We start from the raw sequence: 18383 nt of genomic DNA, 5'->3' as shown, positions 1-18383 counted from the left end.
CGGAGGGGCACCATCAAGGTCGAGCAGCTGATGCGACAGCTCCGGCGAGAGCTCGACGACGCCGGACTGAACGGATCGTTCCTGGTCCGGGATCTGCACACCGGTGACGAGATCGGTATCGAGCCGGACCTGGAGTTCCCGATCGCCTCACTCGTCAAGGTCCCGCTCGCCATCGCGACGCTCGAACGCATCCGGAAGGGGGAACTCAACGGCTCCACCCAGATCCTGGTGCGGCCGACCGGGATCACCGTGCCGGGACCGACCGGGCTGGGCAGGTTCCGGCACCCGACCCGGGTCGCCATCGACGACCTGCTCTACCTCAGCATCGCGGTGAGCGACAGCACGGCGGCGGACGCGCTCTTCGCCCTCACCCCGCCCGCCGAGGTCTCGGCGATGCTGCACGGGCTGGGGCTGCACGGCATCGCGATCCGCCACACCGTCCAGGAGCTCATCGAGACTCCGGCGGAACGTCTCGATCCCGGCGAGGTCCACCTCGCCCACTTCCTCGCCATCGAGGCGGGAACGGCCGGGCGGGGGCACCGGGTCCCGCAACTGGACGTGACCCGCGCGAACTCGGGATCCGCGCGGGCCTTCGTCGAACTCCTGCAGGCACTGTGGACCCCGGCTTCGATCAACCCTGGCGTGGCCGAGCGGGTACGGGACCTGATGGCCGACAACCTCCTGCGCCAGAGGCTGACCCCCGATTTCAGCTCCGACGCCTCCAGATGGTCCTCCAAGACCGGAACGCTGCTCAACCTCCGGCACGAGGTCGGCGTCGTCGAGCACACCGACGGCCAGGCCTTCGCCGTCGCCGTACTCACCGAATCCCGCGTACCGGCCATCAGCCAGCCAGGAGCCGAGGCACTCATGGCACAGGTCGCACGAACCCTCCGCGACCGGCTACGACATGACAGGCTGTAGTACGACCCTGCCGACGGGAGCCGCCCAGATGTCGCATGCCGGGTCAGCTCGAGGGTTGGCTCGCGCACATAATTAGAGATCTTCGCAAATAAACCGGCAGGGCTTGTGTCAAATTTAATGAATCTTCCTTCGGTACAGCCGATCGCCACATCCGGGTTGCGGTCGGTCAGCTGAGCAGTGCCGAGAGCCTCGTGTCCGGGGCCAGCACGGCACGGGTGAGCAGCGCGGCCACCCGGGCCAGGCGGTCCTCGGCCTCCTTCCGGTCCCAGAGTTCGACGGCGTACTCCAGGTCGAGCACCACCCGCTCCCCCGCCATCCCGGCGTACATCTCCAGCTCGTAGCGGTTGGCCCTGGTGTGCACGTAGTCGAAGCCGACCTCGCAGCCGGCCAGTTCCGGCACCGCGGGGCCGTCGCCCGCCCAGTCGGAGGTCACCTGGAACAGTGGCATCCTGCGCGGGTCGGGGTGGATCTTCAGTGCCCGTACCACCTCGTTGAACGGGGTGCTCTGGTGCGCGTACGCCTCCAGGACGGTCCGGCGCACCCGCCCGGCCAGCTCGGTGAAGTTGGGGTCGCCACCGCAGTCGAGGCGGAGCGCCACCATGTTGACGAAGCAGCCGACCACGCCCTCCAGGCCGGGCAGCGGGCGGTTGTCGGCGGTGGTGCCGATCACCACGTCGTCCTGGCCGCTCCACTGGGCCAGCATCGCGGCGAAGGCGGCGGTCACCAGCATGTAGGGCGTGGCCCTGCTCCGCCTGGCCAGCGCGAGCAGCCGGCGCGAGTCCGCGGGCGGCAGATGATGGGCGATCATCTCGGTGTCGCGGCTCTCCCGCCGCCCATCGCGCGTCCTGGGCAGGACCAGCTCGGGGGCCTCGCGCAGCCGTTCCCGCCAGAACCGCTCCGAGGCGGCGGCCTCGGGTCCGCCGAGCCAGGCCTGCTCCCAGGCCACGTAGTCGGAGAAGCGCAGGTGCGGTGTGGCGGGCGCGGTGTCGCGGTCGGAGTACAGCCGGCCGAGCTCGCCCACCAGCAGTCCCATCGAGACGCCGTCGGTGACCAGGTGGTGCTGGGTGAGCGCGAGGACGTGGTCGCCGTCGCCTAGACGGTAGAGAGTGGCCCGCATCAGGGGGGCGGCGGACAGATCGAAGCCGCGCTCGGCGTCACGGGCGGTACGGCGGGCCGCCTCCGCCGCCCGCCCGGCCTCGGGCAGGCCGGTGAGGTCCTCGACGGGCAGCTCGACGCGCACCCCGGCGTCGAAGCGCAGCACCGGCACGTCGCCCACCAGCGCCACCCGGGCGCGCAGGTTCTCGTGCCGGGCGACGAGCGCGTCGAGAGCGCCGCGCAGCGCGTCCACGTCGAGCGGGCCGCGCACCCGGTAGGTGACGGCGGCGATGAAGTCCCGGGCGTCGCCGCCCGCGAGCTGCTCGTTGATCCAGATCTGCAGCTGCGCGGTGGAAAGCGCGCAGCCGCCTGGCTCCGCGCCGTCCGATACGGCCTGCCCGGCGGGCTCGGCGCGGTCCGTGTCGTCAGGCGTCTGCTCCGGCTCCGGTTCCCCGGCCTGTCCCGCGGTGGGGTTCATGCGACCGGCACCGCCGGTCGTCTGCCCCATCATGGGCTGCCCCGCGCGGTTGGCGCGGCTCGCGTCGGCGAGCGTGTGTTCCAGTGCGGGATACCTGGCCGCCAGGTAGTCGGCCAGGTCGGCGGGGGTGCAGTGCTCGAAGAGGGCCATCAGCGGGACGCGTACGGCGAGCACCGAGGCGATCTCGCGTACCAGCCGGGCCGCCAGCATCGAGTGGCCGCCCAGGGCGAAGAAGTCGTCGTCCGGCTCCACCTCGTCGAGGTTCATGACGCGCGCCCAGATGACGCAGAGCGCGGCCTCCAGGGCGGGCAGCCCGGCCCGCTCGCCGATCTCGGCCGCCTCGGGCAGCAGGGCGGTCCTGATGCGGCCGTCCTCGCCGCGCGGGATGTGGTCGACCGCCACGATGGCGGCGGGCACCATGTACTGCGGCAGCCGCTCGACCAGAACGGTCCGCAGATCGCCGGGCGATTGCTCCGCGACGGCGTAGGCGACCAGCTCCCGTCCCGCGCCGCCCTCGACCGCGATGACCGCGGCGTCGCGTACGGCGGGGTGGGCGCGCAGGACCTCCTCGACGTCCTCCAGTTGCACCTGGAAGGAGCCGAAGCTGACCAGCCGGTCCTCGCGTCCGCGTTCGACCACCCGCCCGTCGGGCCTGCGGGCGGCCAGGCGGCCGGTGTGCCCGTGCTCGCCGGAACGGCGGACCAGCTGGCCGACGGCCCCGGCGGGCAGCACATTGCCGTCGGGATCGAGCACGCTCACGTCGCCCTGGGTGAGGGTGGCCCACTCCTCCGGAGAGATCATCGGGATGTCCGAGAGGGACTGGGCGGGGTCGGCGGCGACCGCCCGCAACACCCGCTCGTAGTGGCGCATCAGGCGGGCGATCGTGGCCTCGTCGAAGAGGGCGTCGTCGTACTCGACGAAGAAGTCGACCCGGTCACCCCGCCGTACCGCCTCTACCGCGACGTCGAAGCGGGACCGGCCGCGCGTCACCTCGACCTCGGCGGCGGGCACGCCGCCGATGGAGCACTCGGCCGCGCCGGCGTCCCACATGGTGAAGACGACCTGCACCAGGGGGGTGTGCCCGGCGTCGCGCTCGGGCTGCAGGAACTCCACGAGCTTCTCGAACGGCACGTACTGGTGGTCGAAGGCGTCGAAGGCGGCCTCGCTGACCGCGTCGGCCAGCTCGGTGAAGGGGACCTCGCCCGCCGGGCGCAGCCGTACCGGCACGATGTTGGCGAAGAAGCCGAGCGTGCCGTCGAACTCGCGTCCGGGACGGCCGGGTGCGCCGGTGCCCAGCACCATGTCGCCGCGTCCGGTGTAGCGGTAGAGGGTGGCGGCGAAGGCGGCCAGCAGCACTGTGAAGAGGGTGCCGCCGACCCGCTCGGCGACCTCGCCGAGCGGGTCGGTCAGGTCACCGGCGAGCGGGAAGCGCTCGCGCCTGCCCGCGCTGTCCCGCCGGCGCGGCCGGGGCCGGTCGGCGGGCAGCTCCAGCACCGTGGGCGCGCCGTCGAGCGCCCGCCGCCAGTGCTCGACGTCGGCGGCCAGGCGGCCGCCGGCGAACTGCTCGCGCTGCCAGCGGGCGAAGTCGCCGTACTGGGCGGGCCGCTCGTCCAGCGGCCCACCCGATGACTCCCCCTGCGACCTGGCCGAGGTCTCGCCCGCCGGCTCGATCGAGGTCCCACCGCGCGGCTCGCTTCGGTAGGCCGCGTCCAGCTCGTCGAGCAGCAGGTTCATCGAGAAGCCGTCGCTGATGATGTGGTGCACCCCGAGCACGAGCGCCTGCCGCTCCGAGCCGAGCGTGACGAGCGAGGCGCGCAGCAGCGGCCCCGAGGCCAGATCGTAGGGGGCCTCGGCGACCTCACGGGCGTACTCCATGAGCGCCTGCTCGCCGCCGACGGACGCCTCGCGCAGTGCGGGGCCCCGCGCCCAGATCGCCTGCACCGGTTCGGTTCCCTGGTAGACGAAGGTGGTGCGCAGCACGTCGTGCCGGGCCACCACCCGCTCCAATGCCCGGCCGAGCCTGGCCGCGTCCAGCGTGCCGTCCAGGACGAGTACCTTCAGTTCGTTGTACGAGCCGTTGCCGGGATCGTCCTGCTCGACGAACCAGAGCTGCTCCTGCAGGTAGGAGAGCGGGGCGGTGCGGACGGGCAGTCCGGTCACGACGCTGTCTCCGTCCTCCTGGCGATCACCCACAGGAAGCGCGACTCCCCGAGCGGTGTCCGCTGTGCCACGACCTCCTCGCGCTCGGGTACCAGGCCCGCCGCGCGCAGCAGTTGAAGGTTCTCCTCGGTGGGGAAGCCGGAGAAGAACATGGTCGAGCCGAACCACTCCTCGATCGCGCCGGGGATGTCCTCGGTCATCAGGGTGGCGAGCAGCAGACCGCCCGGCTTCAGCCAGCGGGCGATGTCGCCCAGCAGGCCGGGCAGTTCCTCGCGCGGCAGGTGGGTGAGGGTGTAGATGGACACGACGGCGTCGAAGGCGGCGTCGGGGAACCGCGCCTGGGCCATGTCGGCCTGCACGAGCGTCGCGCCGGGCAGTGTCCTCTCGGCGAGCTTGAGTTGCTCGGCGGAGATGTCGACGGCGGTGAGGGCGTGTGCCTCGGCCAGGCGGCGCGAGGACTCGTGCCCGCCGCCGACGCCCAGCTCCAGCACCGAGCCGCCGGCGGGCAGCATCGCGAGCAGGTGGCCGGTCCACTGCATACGGGGGCCGTCGGAGAACTCCGATTGGAAGGCGGCGTAGCGGTCGGCGATGTCGTCCCAGCCCTCGCGGACGATGTCCTTGAGATCGGAGCGGACCGCTGAGTCGACGGCGTCGGCGACCCCGGCGATGGTGGGCCGGTCGAAGAAGTCGGCGACCGGCACCTCGATGCCGAAGATCGTGCGGACCCGGCCGAGGAGCTGGATGACCTGGATGCTGGTGCCGCCCAGCTCGAAGAAGTGGTCGTGCGGGCCGAGGGAGTCGACGCCGAGCAGCGGCTTCACGATCTCCTCGGCCACCCTGCGCCTGGTCGGCGTCCACTCGGCACCATCGTCTGTACTGGCGCCGCTGCCGACGCCGGCGCCGGCGCGTTCCTGTCGGGCCGCGGCCAGGGCGTCGCGGTCGACCTTGCCTGCCGGGGTGAGCGGGATCTCCGGGACGTGGACGAACTCGTTGGGGACCAGCGGGGCCGTCAGCCACCGGGCGGCGGTCTCGCGCAGCTCGGTCACGCCGGGCGGCTCCCCCGTCGTGGAGACGACGTAGGCGATCAGGCGGGCGTCGCCGTCGCCCCGCGCCTCCGCCTCGACCACGGCGTGCGCGACCGCCGGGTGCCTGCGGAGGGTCTGCTCGATCTCCTCCGGCTCGACGCGGACACCGCGTACCTTGACCTGGCGGTCGGCTCGCCCGGCGAAGACCAGCTCGCCGTCGGCGGTCCAGCGCACCAGGTCGCCGGTGCGGTAGAGCCGCTCGCCCGGCGTGGTGGCGAACGGGTCGGGGACGAAGGAGAGCGCGCTCGTGCCGGGACGGTCCAGGTAGCCGCGGCCGAGGCCGGGACCGCCGACGTACAGCTCGCCGACCGTGCCGATCGGGACCGGGCACATCGACGCGTCCAGGGCGTAGGCCCGGTGGTTGGGCATGGCGCGCCCGATGGGCGGTGAGGTGTCCCAGCTTCCCCGGCACTCCTGGGTGATCACGCCGACCGTGGTCTCGGTGGGCCCGTAGCTGTTGACGAACCTGCGCCCGGCCGCCCAGCGGGTGGTGAACTCACCCGAGTAGCTCTCGCCGCCGACCGCGAGCACCCGCAGGTCGGGAAAGTCGCCGGGCTCCAGCAGTCTCAGCATGCCGGGGGTGCCCATGTAGACGGAGATGCGCCGCTCGCGCAGCAGGTCGCGGAAACGCTCGGCGGAGGTACGGGTCTCGGCGGCGGCGACGTGCAGGGTGGCCCCCGACAGCAGCGCCCCGAAGGCGTCGAAGGTGGAGACGTCGAAGGCGATCGAGGAGAACTGCACGAGGCGGTCCTGCGGGGAGAGCCCGTACAGGTGCTGGGCGCCCCGGACGAACGCGGTGACCGCGCGGTGCTCGATGAGGACGCCCTTGGGCGTCCCGGTGCTGCCGGAGGTGTACATGACGTAGGCGAGGTTGGCCGGGTGCAGCGGCACCCCGGGATCGTCCTCCTCCCTTCCCGGGTGGTCGTCGACGTTCACCACGAACCACGGGCCCGGCGGCACCTCGGCCTCGGTGGTGGAGTCGGCCAGCACCACGGTGGTGCCGGCGTCGCGCAGGATCGCCTCGACCCGTTCGGGCGGGTTGCCCTCGTCGATCGGGACGTAGGCGCCCCCGGCGGCCAGCGTGCCGAACATGGACACCACCATGCCGGCCGATCGGCGCTGGTAGATGGCGCAGCGGTCCTCAGTGCGCAGGCCGAGGCCGAGCAGGTGCCCGGCCAGCCGGTTGGCGGCGCGGCGCACCTCGTCGTAGCCGAGGGTCGTGCCCTCCTCGTCCGTCAGCGCCGTGGCGGCGGGCGACCTGGCGACCTGGGCGGCGAACCGTTCGATGACGGTCGCCGGCTCGTCGGCCAACTCGGTGCGGTTCCACTCCTCGACGACCAGGCGCGCGTCGTGCTCCTGGATCGTGTCCATCGGCTCCTCCTTCGGGGACCGTTCCTTCCGGGACCGTTCGTCGGTGCGCCCGCGGGTCAGGACCGCTCACCGTCCATCCACCGGCGCAGGCTCAGCGGGCGCATGTCCGTCCAGACCTCCTCGATGTGGGCCAGGCACTCCTCGCGGGTGCCGCTGTGGCCGACACTCCGCCAGCCCTCGGGAATGTCACGGTCGGTCCACCAGATGGAGTACTGCTCCTCGTGATTGCGCACCACCGTGTACTCGGCGTCCTCCGACATTCTGGATCTCCTTCGCTTCATTCATCATTCGATAGGGCCTGCCGGCAGAACAATGCCATGGCCAGACAGAAGCGATTTAACGCATTTTTCGGGAAATGTTAAGGTTTTGAAGGGGAGCGTATGTGCGGAATAGTCGGCGTATCCGTTAACGGAGGAACAGCCGGGCAACCGGCCTTCGACGGGCTCGTCACCCTGCAGCACCGCGGCCAGGAGTCCTGGGGCATCGCGGTGGCCGGCCCCGGCGGCGTGCAGGTCCGGCGGGCGCTCGGTTTCGCCTCGCGCTCGGCCTGTGGTGACTCGTCCCACGATGACCCGGCCCGTGACGGCCTCGCGGCCTGGCGGGCCGGGAGAGTGGCGGTCGCCCACACCCGGTACTCCACCACCGGCGCCACGGTGCCGGAGAACTCCCAGCCCTTCGTACATGAGGCACGGCGCATCGCGCTGGCGCACAACGGGGACCTCGTCAACGCCGCCGAGCTGCGCGCCCGGCTCGGCCGCGAGGGGTACGGGTTCCGCTCGACCAGCGACTCCGAGATCATCCTCGCCCTGCTCGCCGACGCGGGCGAGACACCCGGCACGGCACTCGCCTCGGCTCCCGGCCCAAAGGACCGGCACCCCGCGGCCCCCGGCCCGATCGTGGCCGGGGTCGCGCGGACCACGCGGGTGCTGCGGGGCGCGTACTCGGTGGTGTGCGCCGTCGGCGAGTACCTCGTGGCCTTCCGGGACCCGCACGGCCTGCGCCCCCTGGTGGCGGGGTTCACCGAGGGCAGGGCGGTCGTCGCCTCGGAGACCTGCACCCTCGACGCGCTCGGCTGCACCGAGCAGCGGGAGGTGGAACCGGGTGAGGTGCTGGTGCTGCGCGACGGCCGCCCGATCGGGGCGCACCGCGTGGCGGAGCCCGCCCCGCGCAGCTTCTGCGTCTTCGAGCACCTCTATCTGACCAGGCAGGACTCCAGGATCGGCGGCACCAGAACCGGCGCGACGCGGGTGGCGTTCGGTGAGCGGCTGGCCCTGGAGTCCCCGGTGGACGCCGACCTGGTCGTGGCCGTCCCGGCCTCCGGCGTGCCGGCGGCCCGCGGGTACGCGCGGGCCGCGGGGCTGCCGCTGGCCGGGGCGCTGGTCCGTGACGAGCGGGTGGGCAGGACGTTCATCGAGCCCGACCTGCGACGGCGTGAGCGCAGGCTGCGGCGCAAGTTCTCCGTCGGCTCGCCGGTGGACGGGGCCAGGGTCGTGGTGGTCGACGACTCGATGGTGCGCGGGTCCACCATGCGGCGCATCGTCGCGCTGCTGCGCGAGTCGGGGGCGGGCGAGGTGCACGTGCGGATCGCCGCGCCGCCGCTGATCTCGCCCTGCCACTACGGGGTGGACATCGTCGACACCGGTGAGCTGGTGGCGACCGGGCGCGAGATCGAGGAGGTGTGCCGGATCATCGGCGCGACGAGCCTGGCGCATCTGTCGGTGGCGGGCATGCGGCACACGCTCGGGAGCGCGGCGGGCGAGGGCCTCTGCGAGGGGTGCATCACCGGCGACTACCCCACCCGGGTGAACCCGGCGCGCGACAAGTCGAGGCTCGTACCCGCGCGGACCCCGCGGCGCACGGCGGCCGCCCACCTCCGTTGACGGTGCTCAGGGCCGCGCCTAGCCTCCGCCAGATGAGACCTCACACACGATCGAACGGCTACGACGACGGTGGTTGCGACGCCCGCTACACCCGGACCACCTGCCTGTGGGGGCGCAGGCCGGACGGGATCTCCGACACCCTGGCGGACGCGCTCTCGTTGCCCCCGGCACCCGAAGAGATCGCTCCGCCCTCCGCTCCACCTGGCGCGGGCGCGCCCACGGTGCTCGACGTGGGGTGTGGCGAGGGGCGCAACGCGGTGCGACTCGCCCAGCGGGGCGCGCGGGTGCTGGCGATGGACGTGTCGGCCGCCGCGCTGGAGAACGGCGCGCGGGCCTGGGACAGTACCGGCGGTGGGGCCGGCGGGATCGAGTGGCGCCGGGGCGACGCGCGCACCACCCGGCTCGCGCCCGGCTCGTTCGACGGGGTGCTGGCGTGCAGCGTCCTGCACTGGCTGCGGGACGAGAGGCAGGTGGCCGACGTCATCGCCAGGCTCCAGGCCGCGACCTCCCCGGGAGGGGTCAACGCCCTGCTGATGTTCAACGGCGGCCACGCCTACCGGCCTCCCGCCGGCGAGATGCGCCTGCCGGTCCTGCTGCCCCACGACTGGTACCTCACCAGGTACGACGGATGGACCCTGCTGAGCGCCACCGACACCGACTCCACCCACACCCACACCGGCCACGAGGAGCCGCACACCCACGCGGTGACCAGGCTGGTGGCGCGCCGGGAGGTGGACGCGTGAGCTCGCTGGAAGGTGGACTCACGGGCCCGCCGCACCCGCTCGAATGGCCGGTCTACGACGACGGCGTGGCGGCCAGGGTCGCCGAACTGGTGACGCGGGGGCGCACGTTCGACTACGACTACGGGCCCGAGCTGGCCGAGCTGGAGCGGTCGTTCGCCGAGCGGCACGGCCGCGCCCACGCCCTGGCGCTCACCTCGGGCACCGCGGGACTGCTGGCCGCCTACTTCGCGCTGGGCATCGGCCCCGGTGACGAGGTGATCGTCCCGGACCTCACGTTCTTCAGCACCGCCTCGCCGCTGTTCCTGCTGGGCGCGGTGCCGGTGCTCTGCGACGCGGGCGACGCCACCGGGAACGTGCTCCCCTCGGCCGTGGAGGCACTGGTCACGCCGCGTACCGTCGCGATCGTCGTCACCCATCTGTGGGGCCACAGCTGCGACATGGACGCCCTGCGGGCGGTGGCCTCCCGGCGCGGGCTCGCCCTGGTCGAGGACTGCTCGCACGCCCACGGCGCCACCTTCCGTTCCCGGCCGGTGGGCTCCCTGGGCGATATCGCGATCTTCAGTGTGGGCGGCAGGAAGCTGGTCTCCGGGGGCATGGGCGGCATGCTGCTGACCGACTCCGAGGACGTCTTCGCCCGTGCCTGCCTGCTGACCAACTTCCGGCACCGCACCGACCTGACCATCGACGCCGTCCGCTACCGGCCGTTCCTGCTGACCGGTCTCGGCGGCAACTTCCGCATCTCCACGCCCGGCGCGGTACTGGCCCAGAGCCACCTCGACCGGCTGGACGAGCTGGTGGAGCGCCGGGTGGCCAACGTGTCGGCCCTGTCTTCGGGGCTCGGCGAGCTGCCGGGGGTGCGCCCCTCCCCCATCGCCGAGGGCGTCACGATGGGCGCGTGGTACGACGGGGTCGTCGAGGTGACGCCGGAGTGCCCGTTCAGCAGGGACGGCCTGGTGGCGGCCGGCCAGGAGCGCGGTCTGAAGGTGCGTGCCCCGGCCACCCGGCCGCTGCACGTCTTCCCCCTCTTCCAGGGCACCGCGCCTGACTGGTCACCCCAGGTCGCCGCCGCGGTGCGGGCCGCGGCCACGGTGAACGACCGCCCGTTTCCGCGTTCCGCGGAATTGTTCGCCCGCTGGATGAAATTGCCGGTGAATTTCCTCTGGGAACAGAACTCGCCGCTGGTCGGTGCGTATCTGGAGGCGTTCGACGAGGCATTCTCGATGGCCCGTACCGCGTAACGTCGTCCCTGTTTCCAGCGTCGATTCCGGAGTAATCCAAATGAGCCGACAGACGTTTCCCGTTATCCATGCCGTCGCCCCCGCCAGCCTGGAGAGCTGGTTCGGCCATTTCGTCGACCTCGCCCCCGAGGACCGGGCCGTCTTCACCGGGGAGGACGCCGGCGTGGACGTGGCCCCGCTGCTGGAGGCGATCGGCCGGGCCCCGCGGGTGACGGTGATCTTCCATTCCAGCCACGCGACGCTCGGCCGCGACCAGTTGCTCGCGTTCCGGCTCCGCGAGCTCGGCCATCGGGCCGAGTGCCAGTCACGGCTCTGCGCCTCGCTGGGCAGCGACAAGATCCTGATGAAGGAGTTCTTCGACCGCTACCGCCTGGTCTCCCCACCGTGGGCGCGGGCCGGTGAACCGCTGCCCGAGGCCGGCCCCGACACCCCCGTGGTGATCAAGGACCGGCACGGGACGCAGAGTGTCGGCACCCGGCTGGCCCGCGCGGGCGAGTGCCGTCTGGCCCCCAACGAGCTGGGCGAGCTGTACGTCGACGGGGTCGAGTACTCGGTGCTGATCTACCGCGACGAGCACGGCACGGCGACCTTCCCGCCGGTGTGGAAGGGTCCGACCAGCCAGGACCTGGTGCCGCCGTGGCAGCGGCTGCGGCTCTGCCCGGACCCGGCGCTCGGCGGCACCTGGGACCGCAAGCTGCGGGCCGTGGGCAAGCGGCTGGCCGATCTGGCCGAGGCGCACGGCTACCTGGAGGCGGAGTTCCTGCTGACCCCGGCCGGCGAGGTGCACCTGCTGGAGATCAACCCCCGGGTGTCGGGCACCATGCGGCTGGCCGCGATGGCCACCCGGCTGCCGATCTTCTCCCTGCACGCCAGGCCCGAGCTCCGCGACCACCTCTGCGCCGCCCGCTTCAGCGGCGAGGTCCCCTACAGCGGCGCCCCGATCACCGACGCCGACGGCGAGGTGTTCGCCACCTCCCGGCTCACCGTCGCCGGGGAGAGTCCCGGCGAGGTCCGCGCCAAGCTGCGCGAGCTGGGCGCGGAGCCCCGGGTGCTGCCCCGCGCCTCCTGAGGCCGCTCAGGCGGACCGGCGTACCCGGGCCTCCGCCGTCCCCCGTACCTCCCGATCGCGCCGTGCGTCCCGGCGGTCCAGCAACTCCAGCAGGGGCGCGGTCGCCGCGGTGGAGACCAGCGCGACGATCACCAGCATGGTGAAAAGCGCCTGGGTGATGATGCCGAGACCGAGGCCGATGCTCAGGATCACCAGCTCGGTCACGCCCCGGCAGTTCATCAGCACCCCGAGCCGCGAGGCCTCCCGCCACGGCACGCCCAGCGGCCTGGCGACGGCCGACACGCCGCCGACCTTGCCCGCCACCGCGACGGCGAGGATCAGCAGGCACCAGCCCCACATCGCGAGGTCCTGGCCGAGCAGCCCGATCTGGGTGTTGAGCCCGATGAAGGCGAAGAAGGGCGGCAGCAGGAAGGACGCGGTGAAGTCCTGGGTGCGCTCGCGGACCCGCCTCAGCCGCACGTCACCGTCGCGGGGGAACAGGACGCCGAACAGGAACGCGCCGAAGATCAGGTGAATGCCGATCAGCTCGGTCAGCAGCCCCGAGACGAGCAGGCCCACGATGACGACGGGCAGCGTCGCCTCCTGGGAGAGCCCCCGGCGCAGCAGCCGGGCCAGCAGCGGCCGTACCACCCCGACCATGACGACGGCGAAGGCCGCGGTGAGACCGAGCGTGCGCAGCGCCTCGGCGGGTGAGGAGCCCCTGGCCATGGTGATCGCCACGGCCAGCAGCAACCACGCGGTCACGTCGGCGATGGCGGCGCAGGTGATGGTCAGCGCCCCGGTCGGGGTGTGGAAGAGCCCGCGTTCCAGCAGGATCCTGGCCAGCACGGGGAACGCGGTGACGCTCAGCGCGGCGCCGACGAACAGCGCGAAGACCGGGAACTCGACGGGCGCGGCCGCCAGCGGCGCGTAGATCAGCAGGGCCAGCGCGACCCCGAGCGCGAACGGGATGGCCACGCTCGCCTGGCCGCAGAGCAGCACGATCCGGCCCCGCCCGCGCAGCAGGTCGCCGCGGAGCTCCAGTCCGACCAGGAACATGAAGAAGGCCAGTCCGAACTGGGCCAGCAGGTTCAGGTAGGGCATGACGGCGCCGGGGAACAGCGCACGGTACGCCTCGGGCCAGACGGCGCCGAGCAGGGAGGGGCCGAGCACGATGCCGGCGGCCATCTCCCCGATCACCCGGGGCTGGCCGAGCCGCCTCAGGGCGGCTCCGCCGAGATGGGCCAGCGCGACGACCACGGTGATGGAGAACAGCAGCAGAGGGGTGGCCGGCACCTGCTGCTGCCGGCCCACCCCCACCGAGGGCATCGGGACGGGGCCGGTGGCCGTCCCCGCGTCGAACCCCAGCATCAGCAGCGCCAGCGCGGCGGGCAGCACGACGGCGAGACCGTACGCGATCGCGTAACGACGTACCGTGCGTGTATTCGCGGACCGAAACCCTGGATAGGTCATGGACTAATTCCGTTTCCGATAGGTCGCATTTTGCCTGGACGCGCATATCACAGAACAAAAATAATCGCCAAGGACAATGGAGTTTTCGCTGGCCATCGACCTGATTCCAACTTTCCGCCACACCCCGGAAAGGGCATCTGGAAATTACTCATGATCGAAAGTGCGCTACCGAAAACCGTGGGTAAGGTACCGACCTGACTCACTCCACATGCACAGAAATCCGGAGGAAAAGTCGCATGCAGGTGCTCTCCCCCAACCGAGAGGCGAACCGCCAGGCGCCGCCCCCACGTGATGACAGACCATCCGTCCCCGGCCCGCGCACCACCCCTTCCCAGGGTTCCAAACTCGCCCTGGACGCGTCCGCCAAGCCGAGGCGGACCGGACTCCAGCTCCCGGTGAGCCTTCCCTTCGACACCTGGCGCCGGATCGGCCACCAGATCTCCCTCATCGCCGACTCCTCCGCCTGGTGGCTCGGCGACTGGCTGGTCTACGGCGAGAACGAGTACACCGACCGCTACAAGAGAGCGGTCGAGGAGAGCTCCCTCGACATCCAGACCCTGCGCAACTACGCCTGGGTCGCCCGGCGCTTCCCGGTATCCCGCCGGCGAGACAGGCTCAGCCTCCAGCACCACGCGGAGGTGGCCGCGCTCCCCGAGCACGAGCAGACGCTCTGGCTGGACCGCGCGGAACGCTTCAACTGGTCCCGCAACCGCCTGCGCAGCCAGATCAAGGCGCACCGCACCGCCGCCCTCTCCGGCCGGGTCCCGGAGAACGCCAGGCAGAAGGCCGTGATCCAGATAGACGTACCCGCCGACCAGGAGCAGTCGTGGCGTGACGCGGCCCGCCGGATGAACCGCAGCGTGGAGGAGTGGGCCAGGCTCATCCTCAACCAGGTCGCCACCGGCGAGATCCCCGTCCGCGGCATCCACGACGCCAAGGCCGGGTGAACGGAGGGACAGGTGGACGTCGTCCACACCCTGTTCGAGAAGAGGGCGCTCGAGACGCCGGACAGCACGGCCCTGGTCTCCGGGGCCGTGTCGCTTACCTACCGGGAACTCGACGCCCGTGCCAACGGCCTGGCCCGGTCGCTCCTGCACCGCGGCATCGGCCCGGAGACACCGGTCCCGCTACGGCTGGACCGCTCCCCCGAGCTGCTCGTCGCACTGCTGGCCGTCTGCAAGGCGGGCGGCACGGCGGTGCTGCTCGACCCCGGCTGGCCCGAGGACCGTCTCGCCCCGGTGCTCGACGGCTGTCCCATGGTGATCGACGGCCCCCTGGACGCCGCCCCCTCCGCCGAAGGGCCCGGCGTCCCCGCGCATCCCGACCAACTCGCGTACGCGGTGCACACCTCCGGGTCGACCGGGCAGCCCAAGCTCGTCGGGGTGACCCACCGGGCGATCGCCCACCGGATCGCCACCCACACCGAGGCCTACCGCATCACCCCCGCCGACCGCTCCAGCTGGCTGGCTCCCCCGGCCTCGTCGGTCTCGGTGGTGGAGCTGTGGCCCTATCTCTGCTCGGGTGCGAGCGTGCACGTCGCCGACGCGGCGACCGCGGGCTCGCCGTCCGAGCTGCGTGACTGGATGGTCGCTTCGGGAATCACCCGCGCGTACGTGAACATGCCGCTCGCCGAGCCGCTGTACGGCCTGCCGTGGCCGGCGGAGACGTCGCTGCGGCTCATGACGGTCGGCAGCGACGCGGTGCGCGTGTGGCCCGCACCCGACCTGCCCTTCGAGGTCGCGGTGGAGTACGGCTCCGCCGAGGCCAACGGCGTGACCAGCTGCCTGGTCCCGCTGGAGGACCGCTGCACCTCGGTCACCGCCGACGAGGCCGCCAGGCGGACCCGTCCCCCCATCGGACGCGCCTGGCCCGAGGTCGGCGCCGGCGTGCTGACCTCGGACCTGAGGCCGGTCGCGGCGGGCGAGGTCGGCGAGCTGTTCGTGTCGGGACCCGAGCTGGCCCGCGGCTACCTGGGCGAGGCGGCCCGCACCGCCGAGCGCTTCCTGCCCGACCCCGCCGGTGGGGGAGGCCGCGTCTACCGGACCGGTGACCTGGCCAGGGAGCGGCCTGACGGGCGGCTGGAGCATCACGGCCGCGTCGATGCGCAGGTCAAGATCCGCGGCCACCGGGTGGAGCCCGCGGAGGTGGAGGCCGTGCTGCTCCGGCACCCCGGGGTGCGCGAGTGCGTGGTCACGGGCGTGCCGGGTCCCGGCGGCGACCTGAGGCTGTGCGCCTACGTCGTCCGTGCCGTCACTTCGGAGGGTGCCACGGAGAGCGCCGCGGACGGTGCCCGGTTCGAGATCGGGGAACTGCGCGCCTTCGCCTCGGCCCGGCTGCCCGAGCCGATGGTTCCGACCGCCTGGACGGCGCTGGAGCGGTTGCCGCTGAACGCGGCCGGCAAGGTGGACCGCCGCGCCCTGCCCGCGCCCTCCTGGGGGGAGTCCCCGCGCGGGCGGGAGAGGAGCACGGACCCGGTGACGGCGGGGGTGCTGGAGCTGTGGGAGCGGGCGCTCGGCGCGCGCGGCGCGCTGGGCGACCACTTCATCCGCTCCGGCGGCGACTCCCTGTCGGCCACCCGTCTCGTCGAGGAGATCGGAAGCCGCTACGGCGTGCGGATCCGGCTGCGCGAGTTCCTCAGGGCACCGACACCCGAGACCCTCATCCAGACCATCAGGGCGGAAGGAAGCACACGATGACCGAGAGCAGGCGGAGGAGGAGCCGCCCCACGTGGCTGCTGCGCGCCCCCGACCCCGAGGCGAGGGCACGGCTGTGGTGCCTGCCCTACCCGGGTGCCGGGGCGTCGATGTACCACGGGTGGCCGGCCGAGGTGGACGGGATCGAGCTGTGCCCGGTGCAGTTGCCCGGCAGGGAGAACCGGCTGCGCGAGCCGTCGTTCGAGAGCTACGCGGAGGTCGCCGCCGAGATGCTGAAGGGCCTGGAGCCCTACCTGGACCGGCCGTTCGGCTTCATCAGCCACTGCGGCACCGTCTTCATCGGCTACGAGGCGACGCTGCTGCTCATGGAGCGCGGCGGCCCGCTGCCCAGCCACCTGTTCGCCTCCTCGATGGTCCCTCCGCACCGGGCGTCGTGGCCGAGCATCCTGCGGCTCGACGAGGAGCAGGTGGGCGCGCTGGTGTCGGATCTGATGCGGGCGCGCGGCGCGGAGCCGCTGCCCGAACTGGTGGAGATGGCCGCGAGCGTCATGCGCGCCGACGTGGCCGCCTACGGCCGCTTCGAGCGGACCGACCCGGTGCAGCTGCCGTGCCCGATCACCACGATCGGCTGGTCGGGAGACACGCAGATCCCCCCTGAGCAGATGGGCGGCTGGGAGTTCTACGGCCGGACCCGCCACACCGTGCTGGACGGCGGGCACTGGAGCTACCTCCAGGCGCCCGCCGCCCTGCTCGACGAGATCGCGCGGAGCATGTCCGTGCGAATCCCGGGTTGACCTCAGGTGTCCTTGCCGTCCTCGCGCCCGCCGGGCTTCCCTGCGGACTCCTCGATGTCCTGCAGGATCTCGGCGTCCTCCAGCCTGCGCAGGTTCGGCACCGGCGACAGGAAGAGCAGGATGATCCAGGGCAGCAGGAACGCGGCACCGGCGTAGATGGCGGGCTTGACCCCGATCAGCTCGCCCAGCACCCCGGCCAGCATCGCGGCCAGCGGCAGGATGCCGAGGTAGACCGCGCGGCTCGCGCCGATGACCCGGCCGCGCAGGTGGTTGGGGATCACGTACTGGAAGAGCGTGAGCTGGCCGATGTTCCCGGCCACCACGCCGAACACCGTGACGAACCAGATCGCCGAGAACAGGGTGATCTGCAGCCACTGCGGACCGGCCACGAACGGCGTGAGGCACAGCACCCGGAACGCGATCAGGGCGGTCATGATGCCGCGCCCATAGCCGAGCTTCTCGAACAGCTTGCCCGCGAAGACGGCGCCGATGACGCCGCCGATGCTGCCCACCGCGTAGATGAAGCCGATCCAGGTACCCGACAGCTGGAGCTCCCTGGCCGCGTACAGGATGAACAGGGTCAGGATCATCATCGACCCGAAGTTCGCCCCGGCGGAGTTGAGGATCAGCGGGCGGGCGTAGGCGTTGCGGTAGGTGACCTTCAGGCCGTGCTTGATGTCGTGGAGCATCGCCGCGACGGCGCCGCGCCCGCCGCTGTCCTGGCGCTCGACGGGCGGCTCGACGTGACGGATGCGCGACAGGGCGAAGGCGGAGACCAGGAAGGAGATCGCATCTCCCAGCATCACGTACGCCGGCCGGAACAGGTCGATGAGCACGCCTCCGGCGCTGGAGCCCGCGATGGCGCCCACCGACTCGGTCGCCGCCATCCGGCTGTTGCCTGCCACCAGCTGCTCCTCGCTCAGCAGCGTCGGCATGTAGGCGGCGTAGGCGATCTCGAAGACCACCGAGAGGCCGCCGACCACCACGGCGACCACATAGAGCACCCACATGTCCATGAACCCGGCGAAGGCCGTGATCGGGATCAGGGCCACGACCGCGGCCCGCCCGATGTCGGCGCCGACCATGAGAGGTCTGCGCCGGTAGCGGTCGATGAGCACACCGGCGATCAGCGTCAGCAGCAGCGCGGCGATCGTGCGCATGGTGTTGAGCAGACCGACCTCGAAGGAGCTGGCCTGCAGCATGAGGATCGCGGTCAGCGGAAGAGCCAGGGTGGTCAGCTCGGAGCCGAGGACCGAGATCGACTGACCGGCCCAGAGCCGGTTGAAGTCGGGATTACGCCAGAGCGAGGGCGGCTTTTCCGCCGACGCCCCGACTTCCGTTCTCTGCGTGTCCATAAGATCGTTCCGTCCCTGTCGGGTTTCACCTCTGGTTGACTGGAATAAGCTTTTTGTTAAGGGTGATGATATGCGAAATCAACGGAGA

General features: G+C 71.9%; 13 protein-coding genes. 8 read left to right on the top strand and 5 right to left on the bottom strand.

Annotated features, from left to right (window positions below; genetic code table 11):
• Window positions 1–30: 30 nt before the first annotated feature.
• Window positions 31–921, top strand: coding sequence for a serine hydrolase (locus tag ABT061_RS31890; protein WP_350924956.1), 891 nt, complete (start codon window positions 31–33; stop codon window positions 919–921).
• 166 nt (window positions 922–1087) lie between these two features.
• Here the strand turns inward: ABT061_RS31890 and ABT061_RS31885 are convergent, their stop codons facing one another.
• The 3 genes from ABT061_RS31885 to ABT061_RS31875 are packed head-to-tail and all read right to left on the bottom strand — an operon-like array spanning window position 1088 to window position 7370.
• On the bottom strand, window positions 1088–4654 hold the full coding sequence (locus tag ABT061_RS31885) for a condensation domain-containing protein (RefSeq protein WP_350924954.1): 3567 nt from the start codon (window positions 4652–4654) through the stop codon (window positions 1088–1090).
• Complete coding sequence (locus tag ABT061_RS31880; RefSeq protein ID WP_350924952.1) at window positions 4651–7110, bottom strand: non-ribosomal peptide synthetase; 2460 nt, start codon at window positions 7108–7110, stop codon at window positions 4651–4653. The genes ABT061_RS31885 and ABT061_RS31880 overlap by 4 nt, the downstream gene beginning before the upstream one ends.
• A 56-nt stretch (window positions 7111–7166) precedes the next feature.
• Window positions 7167–7370: an MbtH family protein gene (locus ABT061_RS31875; protein ID WP_350924950.1), complete on the bottom strand. Its 204-nt coding sequence runs from the start codon at window positions 7368–7370 to the stop codon at window positions 7167–7169.
• A 120-nt stretch (window positions 7371–7490) separates the two neighbouring features.
• Between ABT061_RS31875 and purF the strand changes: the two genes are divergently transcribed.
• Genes purF through ABT061_RS31855 form a run of 4 tightly spaced genes read left to right on the top strand, consistent with a single transcriptional unit; the run spans window position 7491 to window position 12040 of the window.
• Window positions 7491–8990: an amidophosphoribosyltransferase gene (purF, locus tag ABT061_RS31870; protein ID WP_350924948.1), complete on the top strand. Its 1500-nt coding sequence runs from the start codon at window positions 7491–7493 to the stop codon at window positions 8988–8990.
• Window positions 8991–9022: 32 nt separating this feature from the next.
• Window positions 9023–9733 carry a class I SAM-dependent methyltransferase gene (locus ABT061_RS31865; protein WP_350924946.1) on the top strand — a complete coding sequence of 237 codons (711 nt, stop codon included), beginning with the start codon at window positions 9023–9025 and terminating at the stop codon, window positions 9731–9733.
• Window positions 9730–10971, top strand: coding sequence for a DegT/DnrJ/EryC1/StrS family aminotransferase (locus ABT061_RS31860; RefSeq protein ID WP_350924944.1), 1242 nt, complete (start codon window positions 9730–9732; stop codon window positions 10969–10971). The genes ABT061_RS31865 and ABT061_RS31860 overlap by 4 nt, the downstream gene beginning before the upstream one ends.
• Before the next feature lie 40 nt (window positions 10972–11011).
• Entirely contained in the window at window positions 11012–12040 is a 1029-nt protein-coding gene (locus tag ABT061_RS31855; protein ID WP_350924942.1) for an ATP-grasp domain-containing protein, read from the top strand.
• Between the two features lie 6 nt (window positions 12041–12046).
• Here ABT061_RS31855 and ABT061_RS31850 read toward each other — a convergent pair whose 3' ends face one another.
• Window positions 12047–13492: a cation:proton antiporter domain-containing protein gene (locus tag ABT061_RS31850; protein WP_350924940.1), complete on the bottom strand. Its 1446-nt coding sequence runs from the start codon at window positions 13490–13492 to the stop codon at window positions 12047–12049.
• A gap of 236 nt (window positions 13493–13728) precedes the next feature.
• Here ABT061_RS31850 and ABT061_RS31845 point away from each other — a divergent pair, with 236 nt between their 5' ends.
• From ABT061_RS31845 to ABT061_RS31835, 3 genes are read left to right on the top strand one after another with little or no spacing between them, the layout of a single operon-like run.
• Window positions 13729–14439 carry an LmbU family transcriptional regulator gene (locus ABT061_RS31845; protein ID WP_350924938.1) on the top strand — a complete coding sequence of 237 codons (711 nt, stop codon included), beginning with the start codon at window positions 13729–13731 and terminating at the stop codon, window positions 14437–14439.
• Between the two features lie 12 nt (window positions 14440–14451).
• Window positions 14452–16188: a non-ribosomal peptide synthetase gene (locus tag ABT061_RS31840; RefSeq protein ID WP_350924936.1), complete on the top strand. Its 1737-nt coding sequence runs from the start codon at window positions 14452–14454 to the stop codon at window positions 16186–16188.
• Window positions 16185–16940, top strand: coding sequence for a thioesterase II family protein (locus tag ABT061_RS31835; protein ID WP_350924934.1), 756 nt, complete (start codon window positions 16185–16187; stop codon window positions 16938–16940). The genes ABT061_RS31840 and ABT061_RS31835 overlap by 4 nt, the downstream gene beginning before the upstream one ends.
• A gap of 2 nt (window positions 16941–16942) precedes the next feature.
• On the opposite strand, the gene ABT061_RS31830 is transcribed toward ABT061_RS31835, so the two are convergent.
• Window positions 16943–18295, bottom strand: coding sequence for an MFS transporter (locus ABT061_RS31830; protein WP_350924932.1), 1353 nt, complete (start codon window positions 18293–18295; stop codon window positions 16943–16945).
• Window positions 18296–18383: the final 88 nt, after the last annotated feature.

The organism is Streptosporangium sp. NPDC002544 (assembly GCF_040295965.1).
Taxonomy (GTDB): domain Bacteria; phylum Actinomycetota; class Actinomycetes; order Streptosporangiales; family Streptosporangiaceae; genus Streptosporangium.
The sequence above is the reverse complement of the archived record's forward strand: the minus strand, read 5'-3'. Positions and strand labels throughout refer to the sequence as shown.